Annotated in this window: 25 protein-coding genes; 19 read left to right on the forward strand and 6 right to left on the reverse strand. The window is 71.7% G+C overall.

From position 1 onward, the window contains the following. Positions 1–27 precede the first annotated feature (27 nt). The 5 genes from NH2_RS26260 (at position 28) to NH2_RS26280 (ending at position 4183) form a co-directional block, all read left to right on the forward strand. Positions 28–342 carry a hypothetical protein gene (locus NH2_RS26260; RefSeq protein ID WP_067659991.1) on the forward strand — a complete coding sequence of 105 codons (315 nt, stop codon included), beginning with the start codon at positions 28–30 and terminating at the stop codon, positions 340–342. After that, positions 342–2768: a TPR repeat domain-containing protein gene (locus NH2_RS26265; protein WP_067659995.1), complete on the forward strand. Its 2427-nt coding sequence runs from the start codon at positions 342–344 to the stop codon at positions 2766–2768. Before NH2_RS26260 ends, NH2_RS26265 begins: the two co-directional genes overlap by 1 nt. Before the next feature lie 2 nt (positions 2769–2770). Next, the gene (locus NH2_RS26270) at positions 2771–3298 is read left to right on the forward strand and encodes a hypothetical protein (RefSeq protein ID WP_067659998.1); all 528 of its coding nucleotides are present in this window, start codon (positions 2771–2773) and stop codon (positions 3296–3298) included. A 379-nt stretch (positions 3299–3677) separates the two neighbouring features. Beyond that, a complete protein-coding gene (locus tag NH2_RS26275; RefSeq protein WP_067660001.1) occupies positions 3678–3869 on the forward strand; it encodes a hypothetical protein in 192 nt (63 codons plus the stop codon). A gap of 47 nt (positions 3870–3916) precedes the next feature. Further along, positions 3917–4183: a hypothetical protein gene (locus NH2_RS26280; RefSeq protein ID WP_067660005.1), complete on the forward strand. Its 267-nt coding sequence runs from the start codon at positions 3917–3919 to the stop codon at positions 4181–4183. 4 nt (positions 4184–4187) lie between these two features. On the opposite strand, the gene NH2_RS26285 is transcribed toward NH2_RS26280, so the two are convergent. Further along, positions 4188–4739: a TerD family protein gene (locus tag NH2_RS26285; protein ID WP_067660007.1), complete on the reverse strand. Its 552-nt coding sequence runs from the start codon at positions 4737–4739 to the stop codon at positions 4188–4190. A gap of 175 nt (positions 4740–4914) precedes the next feature. On the opposite strand from NH2_RS26285, the gene NH2_RS26290 reads away from it, so the two are divergent. Together NH2_RS26290 and NH2_RS26295 are read left to right on the forward strand one after the other, a co-directional pair. Beyond that, positions 4915–6225 carry a glycosyltransferase 87 family protein gene (locus tag NH2_RS26290; protein WP_084505907.1) on the forward strand — a complete coding sequence of 437 codons (1311 nt, stop codon included), beginning with the start codon at positions 4915–4917 and terminating at the stop codon, positions 6223–6225. Positions 6226–6390: 165 nt separating this feature from the next. After that, positions 6391–6819: a DUF4254 domain-containing protein gene (locus NH2_RS26295; protein WP_245650770.1), complete on the forward strand. Its 429-nt coding sequence runs from the start codon at positions 6391–6393 to the stop codon at positions 6817–6819. Here NH2_RS26295 and NH2_RS26300 read toward each other — a convergent pair. Further along, the gene (locus tag NH2_RS26300; protein WP_067660019.1) at positions 6816–7016 is read right to left on the reverse strand and encodes a hypothetical protein; all 201 of its coding nucleotides are present in this window, start codon (positions 7014–7016) and stop codon (positions 6816–6818) included. The two genes, NH2_RS26295 and NH2_RS26300, sit on opposite strands and share 4 nt — an antisense overlap. 105 nt (positions 7017–7121) lie before the next feature. Between NH2_RS26300 and NH2_RS26305 the strand changes: the two genes are divergently transcribed. Further along, positions 7122–7451 (forward strand): plasmid stabilization protein, encoded by a 330-nt coding sequence (locus tag NH2_RS26305; protein WP_067660029.1) that lies wholly within the window; start codon positions 7122–7124, stop codon positions 7449–7451. Positions 7452–7503: 52 nt separating this feature from the next. Here NH2_RS26305 and NH2_RS26310 read toward each other — a convergent pair whose 3' ends face one another. Further along, positions 7504–7944: a PRC-barrel domain-containing protein gene (locus NH2_RS26310; protein WP_067660033.1), complete on the reverse strand. Its 441-nt coding sequence runs from the start codon at positions 7942–7944 to the stop codon at positions 7504–7506. Between the two features lie 280 nt (positions 7945–8224). Between NH2_RS26310 and NH2_RS26315 the strand changes: the two genes are divergently transcribed. Together NH2_RS26315 and NH2_RS26320 are read left to right on the forward strand one after the other, a co-directional pair. Beyond that, complete coding sequence (locus NH2_RS26315) at positions 8225–8731, forward strand: hypothetical protein (protein WP_157103984.1); 507 nt, start codon at positions 8225–8227, stop codon at positions 8729–8731. A 20-nt stretch (positions 8732–8751) separates the two neighbouring features. Then, positions 8752–9447 (forward strand): helix-turn-helix transcriptional regulator, encoded by a 696-nt coding sequence (locus tag NH2_RS26320; protein WP_067660043.1) that lies wholly within the window; start codon positions 8752–8754, stop codon positions 9445–9447. A 134-nt stretch (positions 9448–9581) separates the two neighbouring features. Here NH2_RS26320 and NH2_RS26325 read toward each other — a convergent pair whose 3' ends face one another. The 3 genes from NH2_RS26325 to NH2_RS26335 all read right to left on the reverse strand — a co-directional run bounded on the left by NH2_RS26325 (position 9582) and on the right by NH2_RS26335 (position 11526). Next, complete coding sequence (locus tag NH2_RS26325; protein WP_067660048.1) at positions 9582–9977, reverse strand: VOC family protein; 396 nt, start codon at positions 9975–9977, stop codon at positions 9582–9584. 50 nt (positions 9978–10027) lie between these two features. Further along, positions 10028–10441: an arsenate reductase ArsC gene (locus tag NH2_RS26330; RefSeq protein WP_067660051.1), complete on the reverse strand. Its 414-nt coding sequence runs from the start codon at positions 10439–10441 to the stop codon at positions 10028–10030. Between the two features lie 173 nt (positions 10442–10614). Then, entirely contained in the window at positions 10615–11526 is a 912-nt protein-coding gene (locus NH2_RS26335; RefSeq protein WP_067660054.1) for an oxygenase MpaB family protein, read from the reverse strand. Between the two features lie 213 nt (positions 11527–11739). Between NH2_RS26335 and NH2_RS26340 the strand changes: the two genes are divergently transcribed. From NH2_RS26340 to NH2_RS26380, 9 genes are read left to right on the forward strand one after another with little or no spacing between them, the layout of a single operon-like run. Next, the gene (locus NH2_RS26340; protein ID WP_067660056.1) at positions 11740–12297 is read left to right on the forward strand and encodes an RNA polymerase sigma factor; all 558 of its coding nucleotides are present in this window, start codon (positions 11740–11742) and stop codon (positions 12295–12297) included. Beyond that, positions 12288–13016 (forward strand): anti-sigma factor family protein, encoded by a 729-nt coding sequence (locus tag NH2_RS26345; RefSeq protein ID WP_245650771.1) that lies wholly within the window; start codon positions 12288–12290, stop codon positions 13014–13016. The genes NH2_RS26340 and NH2_RS26345 overlap by 10 nt, the downstream gene beginning before the upstream one ends. Next, the gene (locus tag NH2_RS26350) at positions 13013–13381 is read left to right on the forward strand and encodes an Asp23/Gls24 family envelope stress response protein (RefSeq protein WP_067660060.1); all 369 of its coding nucleotides are present in this window, start codon (positions 13013–13015) and stop codon (positions 13379–13381) included. Before NH2_RS26345 ends, NH2_RS26350 begins: the two co-directional genes overlap by 4 nt. After that, positions 13378–13698, forward strand: a complete 321-nt coding sequence (locus NH2_RS26355) for a hypothetical protein (RefSeq protein WP_067660064.1) — start codon at positions 13378–13380, stop codon at positions 13696–13698. The genes NH2_RS26350 and NH2_RS26355 overlap by 4 nt, the downstream gene beginning before the upstream one ends. Positions 13699–13757: 59 nt before the next feature. Continuing rightward, positions 13758–14252, forward strand: coding sequence for an Asp23/Gls24 family envelope stress response protein (locus NH2_RS26360; protein WP_084505908.1), 495 nt, complete (start codon positions 13758–13760; stop codon positions 14250–14252). Positions 14253–14254: 2 nt separating this feature from the next. After that, entirely contained in the window at positions 14255–14443 is a 189-nt protein-coding gene (locus NH2_RS26365) for a hypothetical protein (protein ID WP_067660066.1), read from the forward strand. Continuing rightward, positions 14440–14841 (forward strand): Asp23/Gls24 family envelope stress response protein, encoded by a 402-nt coding sequence (locus NH2_RS26370; protein WP_084505909.1) that lies wholly within the window; start codon positions 14440–14442, stop codon positions 14839–14841. Before NH2_RS26365 ends, NH2_RS26370 begins: the two co-directional genes overlap by 4 nt. Beyond that, positions 14838–15377 (forward strand): DUF6286 domain-containing protein, encoded by a 540-nt coding sequence (locus NH2_RS26375; RefSeq protein WP_067660068.1) that lies wholly within the window; start codon positions 14838–14840, stop codon positions 15375–15377. The genes NH2_RS26370 and NH2_RS26375 overlap by 4 nt, the downstream gene beginning before the upstream one ends. Before the next feature lie 5 nt (positions 15378–15382). Continuing rightward, positions 15383–15943, forward strand: a complete 561-nt coding sequence (locus NH2_RS26380; protein ID WP_245650772.1) for an alkaline shock response membrane anchor protein AmaP — start codon at positions 15383–15385, stop codon at positions 15941–15943. Positions 15944–15953 lie beyond the last annotated feature (10 nt).

Consider the following 15953-nt stretch of genomic DNA (forward strand, 5'->3'; position numbering starts at 1 on the left):
GGCCTGGGCGGGATGCTTCCTAGGGGGATGGACATGCTGACCGTAGACATAGTGCAGCTGAATCGGCTGGCCGACACGGTGGGTGCCGTGTCGACCCAGATCGACACGATCGATGTCCGGACGAGTGCGGACAAGATCCCGAATGCGCTGCCGGGCTGTGGGATCGGGCAGGCCTGCGTGCAATCCGGTGAGTTCATCGAGGGCGCCTGGCTGCGCATCGCCCAGCGGCTGCAGCAGCTGGAGACGATCGTCCGGCAATGCTCGGCGAGCACGCACACCACGGAAACCGAGTTCGCGGACCGGCTCGACAGCATGGATTTCCGTGCGTCGAGTGAGCGCTGATGCCGACCCGGCCGGAAGTGCAGCGATGGCAGCTCGGGACGCTCTCGGAGTGGGCCGGGGAACTCGAACGCTCGGCTGAGCGGTACGAGGGCGAGCTGAGCCGGATGCTCACCCACTTCTCCGATGTCACCTGGACGGGCAGGGCCAAGGACGCGGCCTCGGATCGCTTCGTCGAGGAGCACGATCAGGGGCGCAAGCTCACCATCGAAGTCCTCGACGTGGCGGCGTTCCTCCGCGCGGCCGACGCTCGGTTATCGAACGAAAGGCAGGTGCTGCTCAACCGCGTCACCGACGCGGAAACCGACTCGGTCGCGCTGCGGGTAACCGATGATTGGGCGGTGCAGGCCGCCGCGGATACCGGCGACCTCGACGATGAGCAGCGCCTGCGGATCGATGAACGCATCGAACATCACCGCGGGCTTATCGAGTCGGCGGTCCGCAGCCTGGTGGCAGCTGCCGACGACGCCACCAAGGCGATCACAACGGGAGCACAGGAGATCCGGGTTCGCGGCGACCAGCTCGGCTCCGGCCTCGACGCCGCGGTGGGCGATTACAGCGAGGCGGGCCGGATCGGGGCGGAGGACGGGCGGGCCGTCGCCGAGGCGGTGCGGCCGAACGGCACGATCGATCAGGCGGCACTCGATCGGATCGCCGCGCAGTTGCCGCAGGGCGTGCTGACCGATGCCGAGCGGCAGGTGCTTGCCGAGGGTGGTGAGGTCGCCACCCTTCCCGCCTCGGTCCAGGACTACTACCGCGAGTTCTACCAGGCGGCGGGCAAGGACGGGGTGCTCGCGCTCAACGAACAACTGCGCAAGGAGGAGGCCGGGAATCCGCTGGCCGCCACGCGCCGGGACACCCTCGCGAACGGGCTGCTGGTGGTCTCCAACGAGAAGATCGGGACCGGCCGCAATCCCGACGGCAGTCTGCAATCACCGGGCGGGTACGACAAACTCCCCGAGTCGGTGCGTGACCTGGTGGAGACGCGGTTCCCGGTGTCCGAGGACGACGCCGCGGAGCCCCGGCCGCAGTCGGACCGTCCGGCCCGGATGCCGGAGGAAGGGCTCCGGCTCGGCGAGATCGCCGAATTCTCCGATCTGCTCTCCCAGTCCAGCCCCGGCTATCAGCCCGGTACGGAACTCGGCACCGAGATGATCCAGCAATCCGCCTATCTCGTCTCCGAGGCGGGCGACGATCTGAAGAACGTCCCCTATCTCGGGGATCCGGGCAGCCAGTACGAATCGACCGCAGCGAAACTGCTCGACGTCGCCGGGCGCAACGAGGAGTCGGCGTACCGGATTCTGACCGGCGACGGCATGCCGGAAGATTACGACCCGCAAAAGATCGCGGGCGCGGTGCTCGGCAACGACTGGAGCGACGTGGACAACGGACGGTCCGCCGCACAGCTGCTCGACTGGATCGGCCCCGACTCGCACAGCACCGACGAGGTGCAGGCGGATCGGGCGCGAGCCGCGCTCGTCGAGCTGCCGAAAATTCTCGCGCCGGAGGAGGACGGGGCGCTGACCGAGGACTATCGGCGGTACAACGAGAACTTCGCGAAGAATCCGGAGTTGGCTACGGCGTTGAGTCAGGCGTTGCAGAGCAATCTGAACGCGGTGGGTGATATAAGCAACCCGCACGGTTACGACTCCTCCGGGGTCGTCGCGCAGCCCGGGCTGGCAGATCGCGCGACCCTCGCGGCCAGCGACGCAGATCGGCTCCTGATGCTCGCCAACGCGAGTGAAGAGGGCCGGGCGGGCCTGCAGGCGGCGATCAATCTGAACCAGCAGGAAATGGTGTCGAAGGCGGCCGAGAATCCGGACCTCAACGCTCGATTGGGGCCCTACCTCGGTACTCTCGCCGGACGGGTCGATGGCGCGATGAACAATGCCGTCCTGTTTCAGATGGACCAGGACGCACTGGAACGGAACGAGCATCTGCAATCGTCCTACGATGCCAAACGGCAGGGAGCGGAGATCGCGGCAGAGCTCGTGCAGGAGGTCCTGCCGGTGAAGCGGGGTGGCGCACTCGGCGAAGCCGCGGGCCAGATCATCGTGGGCCAAGCCGCCGAGGCATTGATCGACTCGGTGCTCCAGAGGCCGGAATTGAAGTCGGTTGAGGTGAACAGCTGGGAAGATCTGCGCAACTCCGAAGAGCGGCACCTCAAGGACCAGATCCTCGGCGCGGGCGCACTGAGCGAGCCCGGGTTGCCCCCGGAACTGCTGCAGGCGGATGGAACGCCGAAGCCGTGGGGCGCGATGACCACCGAGCAGCAGGAAGCCGCGACCGGCGTCATGAATCGGATGGGTACGCAGGAACTGCGGGATGAATACGCCGTCGCCTACGGACTGCAGGGGACCAAGTTCTTCGACACGCGCGCCGAATTGGAGTCGTTTGTGGACGGACACTGGACTCCGGAGGGGAAATAGCGATGAAGCGCTGTCGCACTTTCCTGTTCGTCCTGATAATTCTCCCTGCGCTGGTCGCTTGCTCTGGGGGAGATGGCGAACGGTCGCCTGCGGAGTCGCGCCGCACAGTTGGTGAACTCTGCCAATCGCTGCTGAGGTTCGTCGAGACCGAGTTCAGTGCCGACGGCGTCGAGGTCGTGCCCAACGGCGACACGGCTCGAGATCTGGGCAGGCGTGGAACCTGCGAGATACACGGAACCAGCGAAGCTGGGGCGCGGAAGCGTGCGGCAACGGTGACGCTCGGCATCTGGAAGGACTGGGATCCGGCGCAGATTGAACTGGTCGAGGGCGTCGAGCCCGCCGTCGTGGTCGAACGTGAATACGGTCAGGTCACGTTGACTGCAGGCGTGGACGAGTGGGTCGGGTCGTTAACGCTGGTTGCCGATGGTCTGCGAACTCCGGCCGGGCCGGCCGACCTGGGGCAGCCGGCGGACCGCCGCTACGCCGAGTTCCTTCTTGGCCTGGTGCGGGAGTACGGGCAGTGGAATTGATCCTTTGCCGCACCGAACGCGTGGAGGACAATTGACGATCTGGCGCGCAGGCCGGCTGATTCCGGCGATGATTGCGGTAGCCGGGGTCGCGACCTGTGGGACGGGCGATCGAGCGGCTGGGCCCATGCCATCCACACATTCGTCGCGCGATCTGTGCGACCGGGTGCTCGCCTTCGCGCGAGCAGAACTGGGTGCTTCGGAGGTGTGGGAGGCGGGGCCGAAGCCGGATCGACCCATAGGGGATCGAGCAACGTGTGACCTGCGTGGGCCGTCTAAGTACGGTGTCGAGGCCGGAGCGTTGACCGTGTCGCTGTCCCTGACCGGAGGATCGCCTCTCGTTCCCGGTGGGGACTATCGGGCCGTGCCTGGGAGCGATCCGATGACTCTGGTGAACCGGGCGAACACTGCGCCGCTGTTCAGTACCAAGATCAACGGGTGGACCGCAGTAATGACGGTCGACCCCGACGGGCTGCGGACGTCTACCGGAAGCGTCGACACGAGCCAAGGGGCGGACGTCGAGTACACCCGATTCCTCCTCACCCTGATCCGGGACTACGGACAGTGGGGTTGATCCCTCCGGTTCCGGACATCCTTAGGAGCAGCGACGAGGAGGTAACGATGACCGAGGCGACCCATCCCGGGGCGGACGAACTGCGCGCCGATTTCGAGCGCGAGCTGGCGTCGGTGACGACCGGCGGCGGGCTGCACGCCGGGTCGGCGCTGGATGTGCAGACCAGCGCCGCGCTGATCCGGATCGCCGAGGCGTACCCGGAGGTGGACGGCGCGCTGATCGCGGCGGCGCGGGCGGCGTTCGCCGGGCAGCTGGACGGCAGCAATGCCGAGGCCAGGCTGGAGCCGATCGCGGAGCAGCTCGACGAGCACTGACCGGTCAGGTCAGGAACTGCTCCAGGTGCGGGACGGCCTCCACCGGATGCCGGGCCGGGATGGCCACCCCGACGACGTGGAACTGCCAGGGCCCGGCGTCGCGGTGCAGCCTGCCGAGCACGAAGCCGGTGTGGTCCGGCCCGGCGGGCAGCGCGAAGCGGGCGATGTCGCGCCGGGTGAGCCCGTCGACGAGGCGGCAGAAGCCGTTCTCGATGACGTCGAAGGCCTGGCCGGAGTACGAGGTGACCAGCAGCAGCACGCTGGTGACCCGCGGCGACATGCGGGTGAGGTCGACCGTGATGACCTCGTCGTCGCCTTCGCCGTGGCCGGTGAGGTTGTCGCCGAGCAGCCGGACCGCGCCGTCCTGGGAGAGCAGCTGCTCGTGCCAGACCACGTCGGTGAGCCGGTCGCCCGCGTACAGCAGGGCGGCGGCATTGAGGTCGATCTCCGGCCGGAAACCGCCGGACCACACGCCGTCGCGCACGGGATCCCAGCCCAGCCCCATGGTGACGAAGCGCAGCGGTGCCTGCTCCCGGTCGCTCCCCGCCGGTGCCATGCGCCCTCCTCGCTGTATACCGCCGTCACTCTACAAGCCGCACGGCCGTTCGGCGGGGTGAAAAGCGCCCGCTCGGAACGGTATTGACCAGGGCGGGAAGCAAAACGGACGATTCGGGCGCGTGCCGCTCGGTACCCGTCGGGCAGCCGGAACCCGGTCGGTATAGTCGCCGCGGATGACTAGTTCCGCCGCCGACCGTGCCGTGCCGAGGCCGCGCCCCCGTCTGTGGCGTGTCGCCTGGCTCGCGCCGGTGCTGACGACCGTGCTGGCCGTGCTCTGCCTGACCCGGCCGATCTGGCCGATCGAGGAGATCTCCCGGGGCTTCATCGACCTGCAGGTCTACCGGCTCGGGGTGGAGGCGCTGCGCGGCGGCGGCGATATGTACGGCGAGCTGCCGCAGACCACGCTCGGCATCAGCCTGCCCTTCATCTACCCGCCGTTCGCGGCGCTGGTGCTCGCGCCGTTCGCGCTGCTGCCGTGGGACGCGGCGGCCTTCGCCTTCTTCGTCACCTCGACCGCCGCGCTGGCGCTCACGCTCTACCTGGTCGCCCGCCGCTTCTGGCCGGAGCGCGGCACCCTGGAGCCGGCGCTGCTCGCCACCGCCACCGCGACCCCGCTGGCCATGCTGCTGGAGCCGACCCGCTCCACGCTCGACTTCGGCCAGGTGAACCTGTTGCTCATGGTGCTGGTCGCCGCCGACTGCCTGACCGGGAAGCCCCGCTGGCGGCGCGGCATGCTGGTCGGCATCGCGGCCGCGATCAAGCTGACCCCGGCCGCCTTCGTGCTCTACTTCCTGGTCCGCCGCGACTACCGGGCGGCGATCACCGCGGCGATCTCCGGCGCGGTGGCGACGCTGATCGGCTTCGCCGTGCTGCCGTCGGAGTCGTTCGAGTACTGGTTCGGCGGGATGGGCAATGTGGACGGGCTGAGCGGCTCGGCGTTCCACACCAACCAGTCCATCCAGGGCGTGCTCTCCCGCCTCCAGGTACCGGAGCCGGTCTTCACCGTGGTCTGGCTGGTCTGCGCCGCGGTGCTGCTCGCGCTGGTGGTGGTCGCCATGCGCCGCGCGGCGCACGTCCCGGCGCTGGCATTGGCCATCAACGCGGTCTTCACGCTGCTGGTCTCGCCGATCTCCTGGTCGCACCACTGGGTGTGGATCGCGCCCGCGCTGTTCGGCATGGCCTGCTACGCGAGCACGCTGCCGTGGCGGCGCGGGCTCGGCTGGTTCGCGGTGACCGCGGCCACGGCGGCGGTCTTCGTCTACGGCCCGCAGAACTGGCTGCCCGGCGGCGAGGACCGGGAGTACGGCTGGACCCCCGTGCAGCACTTCGTCGGCGACACCTACGTATGGCTCGGCGTCGCGCTGGTGCTGCTCTTCCTGGCGACCGGGCGGCGCGCGACGGCGCCGCAACCTGCGCCCGCGCCTGCGGTGCCCGCGCCGCCCGTGGTCGCCGACCCGGCGGTCGGATCAGCCGCGGGAGCGTAGCCGCGGACCGGGCGTTTCGCTACGAGTTGGTTGCAGTGTCCGGCTCGGGACCAGCGCTGGGTCCGCGGGTCCGGTATACGTCTGTGTCGTGGTGTGGTGGTACCGGGCGCGTGTCCCCGGCAGAACGGACGAGCGTAGCGGTCGGCGTGCGGGCCGGGGGTGGTGGTGAATCACGCTCTGCCGGACAAGGATTCGCTCGTCGCCGCGCTCCGTGGATTTCCGCACCGGGACCATCCCATGCTGGAGGCGGCCGGTGAGCTCGCCGCGCTGCACGAGGCCAGGCTGGGTGCGGGCGGCAGCGGCGAGATCGACGGCCACCGCGGCCGCCTGGTGATGGCGATCGATCGCTGGATCGCCCGGGTCACCCCGGTGCCGCACGGCGGGGCCGCGCGGCACACCGAGACGGTGGGCGAGGTGGTCGATCGGCTGGCCTCGTACTGCGCGCAGGCGTACGCGGCCAACGGTGAGTCGGAGGCCGAGCGCTACGAACTTGTCATGCTGGTCACCGATCTGGCCGACGCCTACGACGACCTCATCAGCGAGGTCGGCCGCGGCGTGCGCCGGGTGCCGACGACCTACCAGCAGTGGCCCTAGGGGGAGATTTCGCCCGGCAGCGCGCCGAGGATGAGCACGAGCGCGGCCAGCAGGCCGAACGCCGCGAGCAGGCCGGTGAGAACGGACTGGGTCAGAGCTGCGATACCGAACGCGAAGGTGGAGCAGGTCACGAAGGCGAGCACCGCGGTTCCGCGTTCCAGCCCCAGGGTGCGGGTGTGGTTGCGGATGGGAGTCATATCTTCCAGGTACCCGAGCGGCCGTTTTCCGAAACCTTTTCGTGACCTCTGCGCGTCGGGTTCACCCCGCCGGTGCCGGGGTACGGCGTTGTCAGGAGGTGCGACATGCCGAAGGAATGGACCGCCAAGCAGGAGCGTCAGTACGAGCACGTCAAGGACTCCGCGGAGGATCGCGGGGCGAGCACCGAGCGGGCGAAGGAGGTCGCGGCGCGCACGGTGAACAAGAACCGGGCGCAGGCCGGGCAGACCAAGACCGCCACCCGCTCCTCGGTGCGGGACAAGTCGCCGCAGCAGCGTGGCGGGCAGCGCTCCGGCACCGACCGGCCCAAGGGGCTCACCCGCGATCAGCTCTACGCCGAGGCGCGGAAGAAGAACATCGAGGGCCGGTCGACGATGACCAAGAGCGAGTTGCAGCAGGCGCTCGGCAAGTCCTGAGCCGCGGGCTGGCCGCGCGTGCCCCCTCGCGGGGCGCGACGGGCGCTCGGGCTCAGTGGCCGCGCTCCGGCAAACCCGGCTCCTGGCCTCCGTAGGTGAGCGGTTCGTCGTCGCCGGGGTCGATGGCGGGCTCCTCGGGCCTGGCGTGCCGCGGGCGGTACTCCGCCGCGGCCGGCCCGCCCTCCTCGATGCCGTAGTGCACGAGCAGCTCGCGCTCGGCCTCGCCGCTGATGTGGCCGTCCTCGTCCAGGTACGGTGCGGTGCGCACGACGCCCTTGGCCACGCTCACCCGGATCGAGGAGCTTGACTCCTGGTGCCTGGCCCCGATCAGCGGGATGAGCGCGTCGCCGGCGAAGAACCCGGCGGAGACCGCCATCCAGGTGGGGGCGCCGGTGGCATTGTCCAGATACAGGCGGCGGACCTTGCCGATCTTCTCGCCGTCGCGATCGTACACGGTGTGCCCGATCAGGGCTTCCAGCGTCGCTTCGCTCACGATTTCTCCTCGGTGTCCGGGCGGTCCGGTCGGAAAAACGCTGATCAGCTACTGCCTCACTACCCGGGCAATATTCTGGCAAACATTTCGCGAATCGGGCGGCGCCACCCCGAACGACTCGCTAACGGGCTGCGGGGAGTTCGCCGGAAGGATGCCTGCTCGGCTAATCAACCCCGGCACAAGGATTTTCACATGATGTCCGGCGATTCGCTCGGAAATTGCCGGTTTCTGCGGCATGGTGAGGCGGAAAGGGTGGGAAACGCTGCAGGGAGGTCGATCCGTGAGGAAGTTCCGCTTGACCCGGTTCCTGGTGCCCGTGCTCGCGGCAGCCGCGCTCGCCGCCTGCTCGGACGAGGTCAGGGACGGCGAGGCGACGGGCGGTACGAACTCCAGCGCCACCGGCAGCGCCCCCGCGCCGAGCACGACGGTGCCGATCGTCGAGCCTGCGGGCGCCGTGCGGATCCCGATCGACGAGACCGGCACCGCTACTATGCCCGCCGACTCGGTGCTGGAGATCCGGGTCCCCGCGGCCTGGGGGGACGGCGCCGACGCCCTGCGCTGCACGGTGGTCGACGGCAGCGGGCGGAGCGGGGACCTGCACTCCTCCGAGGTGAAGAAGCGGGAGGAGGCGGGCGGCCAGGAGTGGATGACGCTGTGGACCTTCTCCGCCGCGCCGGAGACCGAGTTCACCATCGGCTGCGCCGACCCCGAGCACCGGGTGCCGCCGGAGGGGCAGCCCTTCGTGCGGGTGGTCCCGCGCTCCTCCGCGCCGCCCGCCGCGCGGTAGCCAGGCGTAACCTCGCAGCCATGGCCGGATATCGGGAGCGGCGGGCGCGGCTGGCCGGAGCCGTCCTCTGGGCGCGCACGGGCGTGGCGGAGCACGAGCTGCCGGTGCTGCCGGACGGTTGCATGGATCTGATCTGGAGCGCGGGCAGGCTGGTCGTGGCCGGGCCGGACACCGGCGCGTACCACCCCGACCCCGGTGGCGGGGAGTTCGCCGGGTTCCGCTTCGCGCCCGGCACCGCGCCCGCCGTGCTCGGGGTGCCCGCCGCCGAGGTGCGGGACCGCCGGGTCGATCTGGCCGCGCTGTGGCCCGCGGAAGCCGTCGGGGCGCTGGTCGACGAGGTGGGGTCGGCGCCGGATCGGGCCGCCGCGCTGGAGGCCGCGGTGCTGCGCCGCGCCGCCGGGCGGCCCGCGCCGGACCCGGCGCTCGGCCGGGTGGTGGCGGCGCTGGACGCCGGGCATCCGGTGCGGTACGTCGCCGAGCACGCGGGGTGGACCGCGCGCACCCTGCACCGCCGATCGCTCGCCGCCTTCGGGTACGGGCCGAAGATGCTGGCCAGGGTTCTGCGGTTGCAGCGCGGGCTGGCACGGGCCCGCGCCGGGGTGCCGCTGGCCGAGACGGCGGCCGGGGCAGGTTACGCCGACCAGGCGCACTTCACCCGCGAGGTCCGCGAGCTGACGGGCCTGACGCCGGGCGCCCTGCTCGGCCACGCGCGCTGAGCCGCGCGGACGAGCGCACGGGGAGGCCCTGCTCCAAGGGTCTGTGAGGGGTCGGGCTGACCCCGTGGCCCTGCTCCGCGACCCGCGCCAAAGCGCGCGGCTTCGGGCTTGCTCGGCCGTTGAGCGCGCTGGGTTCAGCCGTCGAGTGCGGCGTAGAGGTCGACCCCGTTGCCGTCCGGGTCGTGTATCGAGGCGTAGCGCTGCCCCCACGGCGCGTCGAACGGCTTCGTCTCCCCGTGCGCCCCCGCCGCGACGAGCGCGGCGTAGGTGGCGTCCACCGTCGCCGGGTCGGGGCAGCGCACCGCGAGCCCGATGCGGCCCGCGCTCGCGGGCGGCTGCCACCCGGGTTGGAAGGAGCGCACCGTCTCCTCGGTGTCGAGCATGAGCCGGAACCCACCGCCGAGCTCGGCCTCCACGTGCGGCGCCCGCTCGGCGCCGTCCGGGAACTCCAGTCCGAGCCCGCGGTAGAAGGCGAGCGAGGCGGTCATATCGGCCACCACCAGGCCGATGGCATCGAGTCGAAGAGTCATGCCGCAAGCCTACGAAGCGCGATCGCCGGAACGCTTGAACGAATCGGACGTCAGCGGGTGTGCGCGGGTACCAGCTCCGCGATCAGGTTCTCCACCAGGATGCGCAGGTGGTCGCGGATCGGCCGGACCGCCTCGATCGGCTGCCCGGCCGGGTCGGGCAGCACCCAGTCCCGGTAGCTGATGCCGGGGAAGAACGGGCAGGCGTCGCCGCAGCCCATGGTCACCACCACGTCGGAGAGCCCGACGGCCTCCTCGGTGAGCTGGGCCGGAGTGCGGCCGGCGATATCGATCCCGACCTCCGCCATGGCGGCCACCGCCGCCGGGTTCAGTGCCTCGGCCGGTTCGCTGCCCGCGGAGCGCGCCTCGATCCGATCACCCGCCAGCGCGGTGAGGAATCCCGCCGCCATCTGCGACCGTCCCGCGTTGTGCACGCAGACGAACAGCACTGTGGGCTTGTGGGCCATGGAAACGCCTTTCCGGGGTTCGGGCCGATCGGGTCCGATCGCCGTGGTGTCCGTGCCACGTCCGGCTGTCGGGTCGATACCGAAACGCTGTCGTAGCGTAAGGGATACCCGGACACGTGAACGCCCGGCGGCCGAGTTCCGGCCGCCGGGCGGCGTGTGATGCGCGAACCGAATCAGATCGGCCGCAGGTCGATCACCTTGCGCAGCCGCTGCCGGTCGCGCTCCAGCTTGCGCGCCTCGTAGGCGATCGGGAAGTACCGCACCCGCTCCGGCAGCAGCGGGGTGCCGCGCGAGATGATCCAGCCGATCAGCTTCAGCTTGCGCTCGTCGGCCGCGGTCCAGGTGAGGCCGAGCTTGCGCCGGGCCGGTTCCGGGGTGGTGCCGACGGTGCAGAAGTACTGCAGCTTGCCGACCGGCGCGACGAGCGTGTGCCACAGCGGGTGCAGCGGCCGCGGCAGTTCCTTCGGCGGCGCCACCTTCCGGATCGTCTTCAGGTAGTCGCGCGCGGTCTGGGTGGCCTCCAGCTTGTTCTCGACGGCGTCGGCGAAGAACTCCTCGAACTCGGCGAAGGTGGCCGGGATCTCCTTGGGCGCCACCGTGAAATTGCGCAGCAGCTGCAGCGCCTCCTGGTAGTACGCCTCCTTGTCCTCGTCCCGCAGCGGCGTGCGGGCGAAGTACTTCGAGTTCGCGCAGAAGGCGTAGGTGCCGGTGTGCAGCACCCAGGCCCACGGCCCGCTGGCGAGCGCCCTGTGCTGCCTGCCGCTCGCGTCGGTGGTGTTCAGCGAGGCGTGCATGGCGCGCAGCCGGTCGGCCTCGGCCAGCGCCTCGTCACCGCCGTAGACCCACATCATCACCGAGGAGACGCTGCGCAGCGCGCGGCCCATGGGATCGGTGCGGAAGGTGGAGTGCTCGTCGACCACGGCCGAGATGGTCGGCTCCATGGTCTGCAGCAGGAACGCCGAGCCCGCGGTGAGCGAGAAGGTGACCAGCCCGGTCTCGTCCCACATGCGGGTCCCCGGCTCGATGGCCCGGCGCGGGGGCAGGACGCGCTTGCCGGTGTCGTCGACGGCGACGGAGGCGGTCATTGCGATCTCCTTTGATCTGCCAGGTGCGTTTAGATGAGATGATAAGTGTCAAACCCTCTCAATGTCTACGCGCGATCGCCGGACGTTTGGATGCGCCGCCGGTGGACATGCGACGAATACCGCGCCGCCACTTCGTGTGACACAGAACACAGCGAAACCTCCGTGACGCATTCCCGCGGCGGCGTGTCCGACGTATGACACAGGAGGGGTTTCGTGACGAGTGCACAGAGTGTCGCCCCGGACGAGGCGACGCTGGTCGGGCGCGCCAGGGACGGCGACGTCCGGGCCTACGAGGAGCTGGTGCTGCGCTACCAGGCGCGGATGTTCCGGCTCGCGGTGCGGGTGCTCGCCGACCGGGCGGACGCCGAGGACGTGGTCCAGGAGGTCTTCCTGACGGCATGGCGCCGCCTGGACCAGTTGGCGGACGAAACGGCCTTCGTCGGCTGGCTCTACCGGATGACCACCAACCGGTGCCTGAACGTCATCCGGGCCAGGCGCCCGCGGGTCGAGCTGGACCCGGAGACCGCCGAGTCCCCGCGCACCGACACCAGGCCGGAGCATGCCGCCCAGGTGAACGGCCAGCTCGGTGCGGTACACGCGGCGCTGGCGACGCTCACCCCCGAGCAGCGCGCCTGCTGGCTGCTGCGCGAGGTGGACGGGTTGTCGTACGAGGAGATCGCCGACGCGGTGGGCGCGGGCCCCGCGGCGGTGCGCGGCCGGATCGCCCGCGCCCGAGCGCAATTGTCCGAGGTGATGAAGCCATGGCGGTGAACTCCGCAGCAGACCACGAGGCGACCGGGTACCGGCTGCCCTGCGGCCGCGATCTGGAGCAGGTCTGGGACCGGCTGGACGCGGTCGACGCCGGGCTCGGCGACGAGCACGAGACGCACTGCCCGCACTGCGGCACCGCGCGGGCGAGCCTGCGCGCGCTGCGCGCCGCCACCGCGGAGCTGATCGCCGAGCCGGAGCCCGCCCCGCCCGACCTCACCGCTCGCATCATGTCGGCGGTCAGGGCCGAGGTGCGGCGCGGCCGGACCATGCCGCTCGCCACACCCGAGCCGGGCGGAGTCGAGGTCTCCGAACGCGCGGTCGCGGCGGTGCTGCGCTTCGCCGCCGATTCGGTGCCGGGGGTGCGGACCAGGCGCTGCCGGGTCAAGCCGGTCGGCGCCGAGCCGGACGGCAGGGCCGCGGTCGAGGTCGAGCTGGCCTTCGCGCTCGCCGCCGGGACCCCGGTGGCCGGTGTGCTCCCGGTGGTCCGGGAACGGGTGAGTGCGGCGCTGAACAGCGGAATCGGTGTCTCGGTGCGGCGGCTCGACGTGCTTGTCGCCGATCTCTTCGTGGACGAGGCGCCGCGCGGCCGGGCCGCAGGCGTGCCGGGTGCCGATCCATCCGGTGCCGCTACCGGGCCGTCCGATGTGCGCGCCGCGGCGCCGCCCGGCGCAGAGGGGGGCGGCACCCCGCCGAGCGGGGATGCGGGGAGCCCGCGGTGACCCCGGTGACCGAATTCGTGGTCGAGCCCGCGGTTCTCGCGGCCGTCGCGGCCCGCGCCGCGCTCGCGGTGCCGGGCGTGCTCCGGCTGGAGCCCGGGATGCGCGGCCTGGTCTCGACCTGGGTGCGCACCGGCAGGCAGCGCTTCGGCGGCGGCGACCCCGCCATCGCGGACGGCGTCCGGGTGCGCAACCACGCCGACGGCCGGATCACCGTCGAGGTCGACGTGGTGCTCTCCACCGAGCGCCCCGCCGCCGCGGCCGGAATCGCCGTGCAGCGCGAGATCGTCAGGGTGCTGGCCGAATCCACCGGTCAGCGGGTGGCCGCGGTGACCGTCGGCATTCTGGATATCGAGGTCCCCGCGTGACCGAGCCCGACCTCGTCCGTGCGGTGATCGCGGCGGTCGCCGCGGTGCCCGGCCTGCGCCCGGCGCAGCCGATCGGCCCCGCGGGCCCCTCGTGGCTCCCGCGGCCAGGCGCCGACGGCGTCGAGTTCGCGCCGGGCCTGGTCACCGTGCGCCTGGTAGCCCGCGCGCTCCCGCTGCCACCGCTGCTCACCGCGGCGGAGCGCGGCATCCGCGCGGCGCTGGCCGGAACCGCGTGGCAGGGCGCCGCGCTGCGGCTGGTGGTCTGCGAGCTGGACGCCGCCGCCTTCACGAAAGTGACACCCGTCACACCTCCGTGACGAACCCGCGGCACCGCGGGTCGAACAGCACAGCAGCCGAAAACCCCAGAGGAGGAACGATGTCCGCACCGATCACCGAACCGAAGAACCACGCCGACGCGGCCAAGCCGGTCGCTGGCGAGACCGTGCAGAAGGATCCGGTCCGCAAGGCCAATGCCCTGGTGACCGACCAGGGCACCACCACCATCGCCGACGTGGTGGTGCAGAAGATCGCCGGGCTGGCCGCGCGCGAGGTGCGCGGGGTGCACGCGCTCGGCGCCGGCTCCAGCCGGGCCTTCGCCGCGCTCCGCGACCGAATCCCGGGCGCGTCGGCCAGTATCGGCCAGGGCGTCTCCGTCGAGGTCGGCGAGACGCAGGCCGCGGTCGACGTGGAGATCGTGGTGGAGTACGGCGTCGCCATCGCCGAGATCGCCAGGGCGGTGCGGCGCAATGTCATCACCGCCATCGAGCAGATGACCGGGCTCGAGGTCGTCGAGGTGAATATCAACGTCAACGACGTCTTCATCCCCGGTGACGACGAGGACGCGCCCGCCCCGCCGAGCCGGGTGCAGTAGCCATGAGCGGGACGACACTCGGGCTGCTCACCGGGCTCGCGCTCGGCTTCGCCGGCGCCTTCGGCGGTTTCGGCGCCTTCGTGGTGGTGCTGCTCTTCGGCGCGCTCGGGCTGCTGGCCGGGCGCTGGCTGGACGGCGAGCTCGACGTGGCCGGGCTGATCCGCTCGGCGCAGCGGCGGAGCGGGCGATGACCGCCGCTGTCCCGGCCGCGCGGGAGGCGGCCGGGATCGGCGCCGACGGCACGACCGCGCCGGAGGGGAGCGCCACCGGCCTCCGCGCGCCCGAGGTGCGCGGGGTGACCACGGTGGCGCCGCGCGCGGTGCGGCGGATCGCGGCGCACGCGGCGGGCGAGGTGCCCGGCGTGGCCGGGCCGGTCCGCATGCAGGCCGTGGTGCGCGGCGACCACGCCCGGCTGGAGGCCGAGGTGCCGATCCGGTACCCGGAGCCCATCCGGCGGACCACCGACGCCTGCCGCGCGCACCTGACCGCCCGGGTCGGCGAGCTCACCGGGCTCCGCGTGACCCGGGTCGAGATCCTGGTCCCCGCGCTCACCGGCGCCGTCGCCCCGAGCACCGGGCGGGTGTCGTGACCAGGCGGCCCCGCCGGGTGGTCCCCGCGGTGCTGGTCGCGCTGGCGCTGCTGGCCGCGGCGGTGGTGCTGATCGTCTCGCTGGTGCAGCGGCTCACCGACACCCGCGAGCTGGTCTCCTACGACCGGGTCGCGGTCGAGCTGCACGCGATCGCGTGGGGCGAGAAGCCGGTGCTGGTCGCGGGCGTGCTCGCGGCGGCGCTCGGCGCGCTGCTGCTGGTCGCGGCGCTCTGGCCGGGACGCGCGCTGCTGGTGCCGCTGGCCGGCGAGGAGGGGCTGCGTGCCGGGGTCTCCCGGCGCGGGCTGCGCGCCGCCGTCCGGGAGAGCGCCGAGACGGTGGACGGCGTGACCGCCCGCGGGGTGCGGTTGCGCCGGCGGTCGGTGCAGGTCGAGGCCAGCACCGACCGGGTGGAGTCGGCGGGCACCGCGGAGGCGGTGGCCGACCGGGTCTCGAAGCGCCTGCACGAGATCGGAACCAGCTCGGTGCGCCGCGTGCGCACCTCGCTGCGGACGCCGGATACCGGAGGTGGAGCATGAATCGGATGAATCGGCCCGCGGCGGTCAATCGAACGCTGCTCGGGCTCGGCGGGCTCGCGCTGCTCGCCGCGGGCGGCTACGCCATTGCCGCGCACTACAACCGGCTGAGCTGGGTGGATCCCGACGCCCCGCTGGTGCCCGGCACCGCCGCCCCGCCCACCTGGGTGTTCTTGGCGGCGATCGCGGGCGCCGCGCTGCTCGCGCTGCTGTGCCTGCGCTGGCTCGTCGCCCAGCCCTTCCGGATGCCGAAATCGGTGGGCTGGCAGGTCGGCGGCGACGACCGCACCGGCCGCACCGTGCTGCGCTCCGGCACCGCCGCCGCGCCGGTGGCCGCCGATATCGAGGGCTACCCGGATGTGCGGAACGCCGCGGCCTGGCTCTCCGGCGACCCCGACACCCCGCAGCTGCACCTGCTGGTCACCGCCGCGCCCGCCGCCGACGTCGCCGAGCTGCGGCGCCGCATCCTCGGCCACGCCGTCACCCGGCTGCGCGCCGCGCTGGAGGTCGAGATCATCCCGGTCACCCTGGAGCTGCGCTTCGCCGACGAGCGGCGGGCGCTGCAATAGGCTGGAGATC

The organism is Nocardia harenae NBRC 108248, from assembly GCF_001612885.1.
GTDB lineage: Bacteria > Actinomycetota > Actinomycetes > Mycobacteriales > Mycobacteriaceae > Nocardia > Nocardia harenae.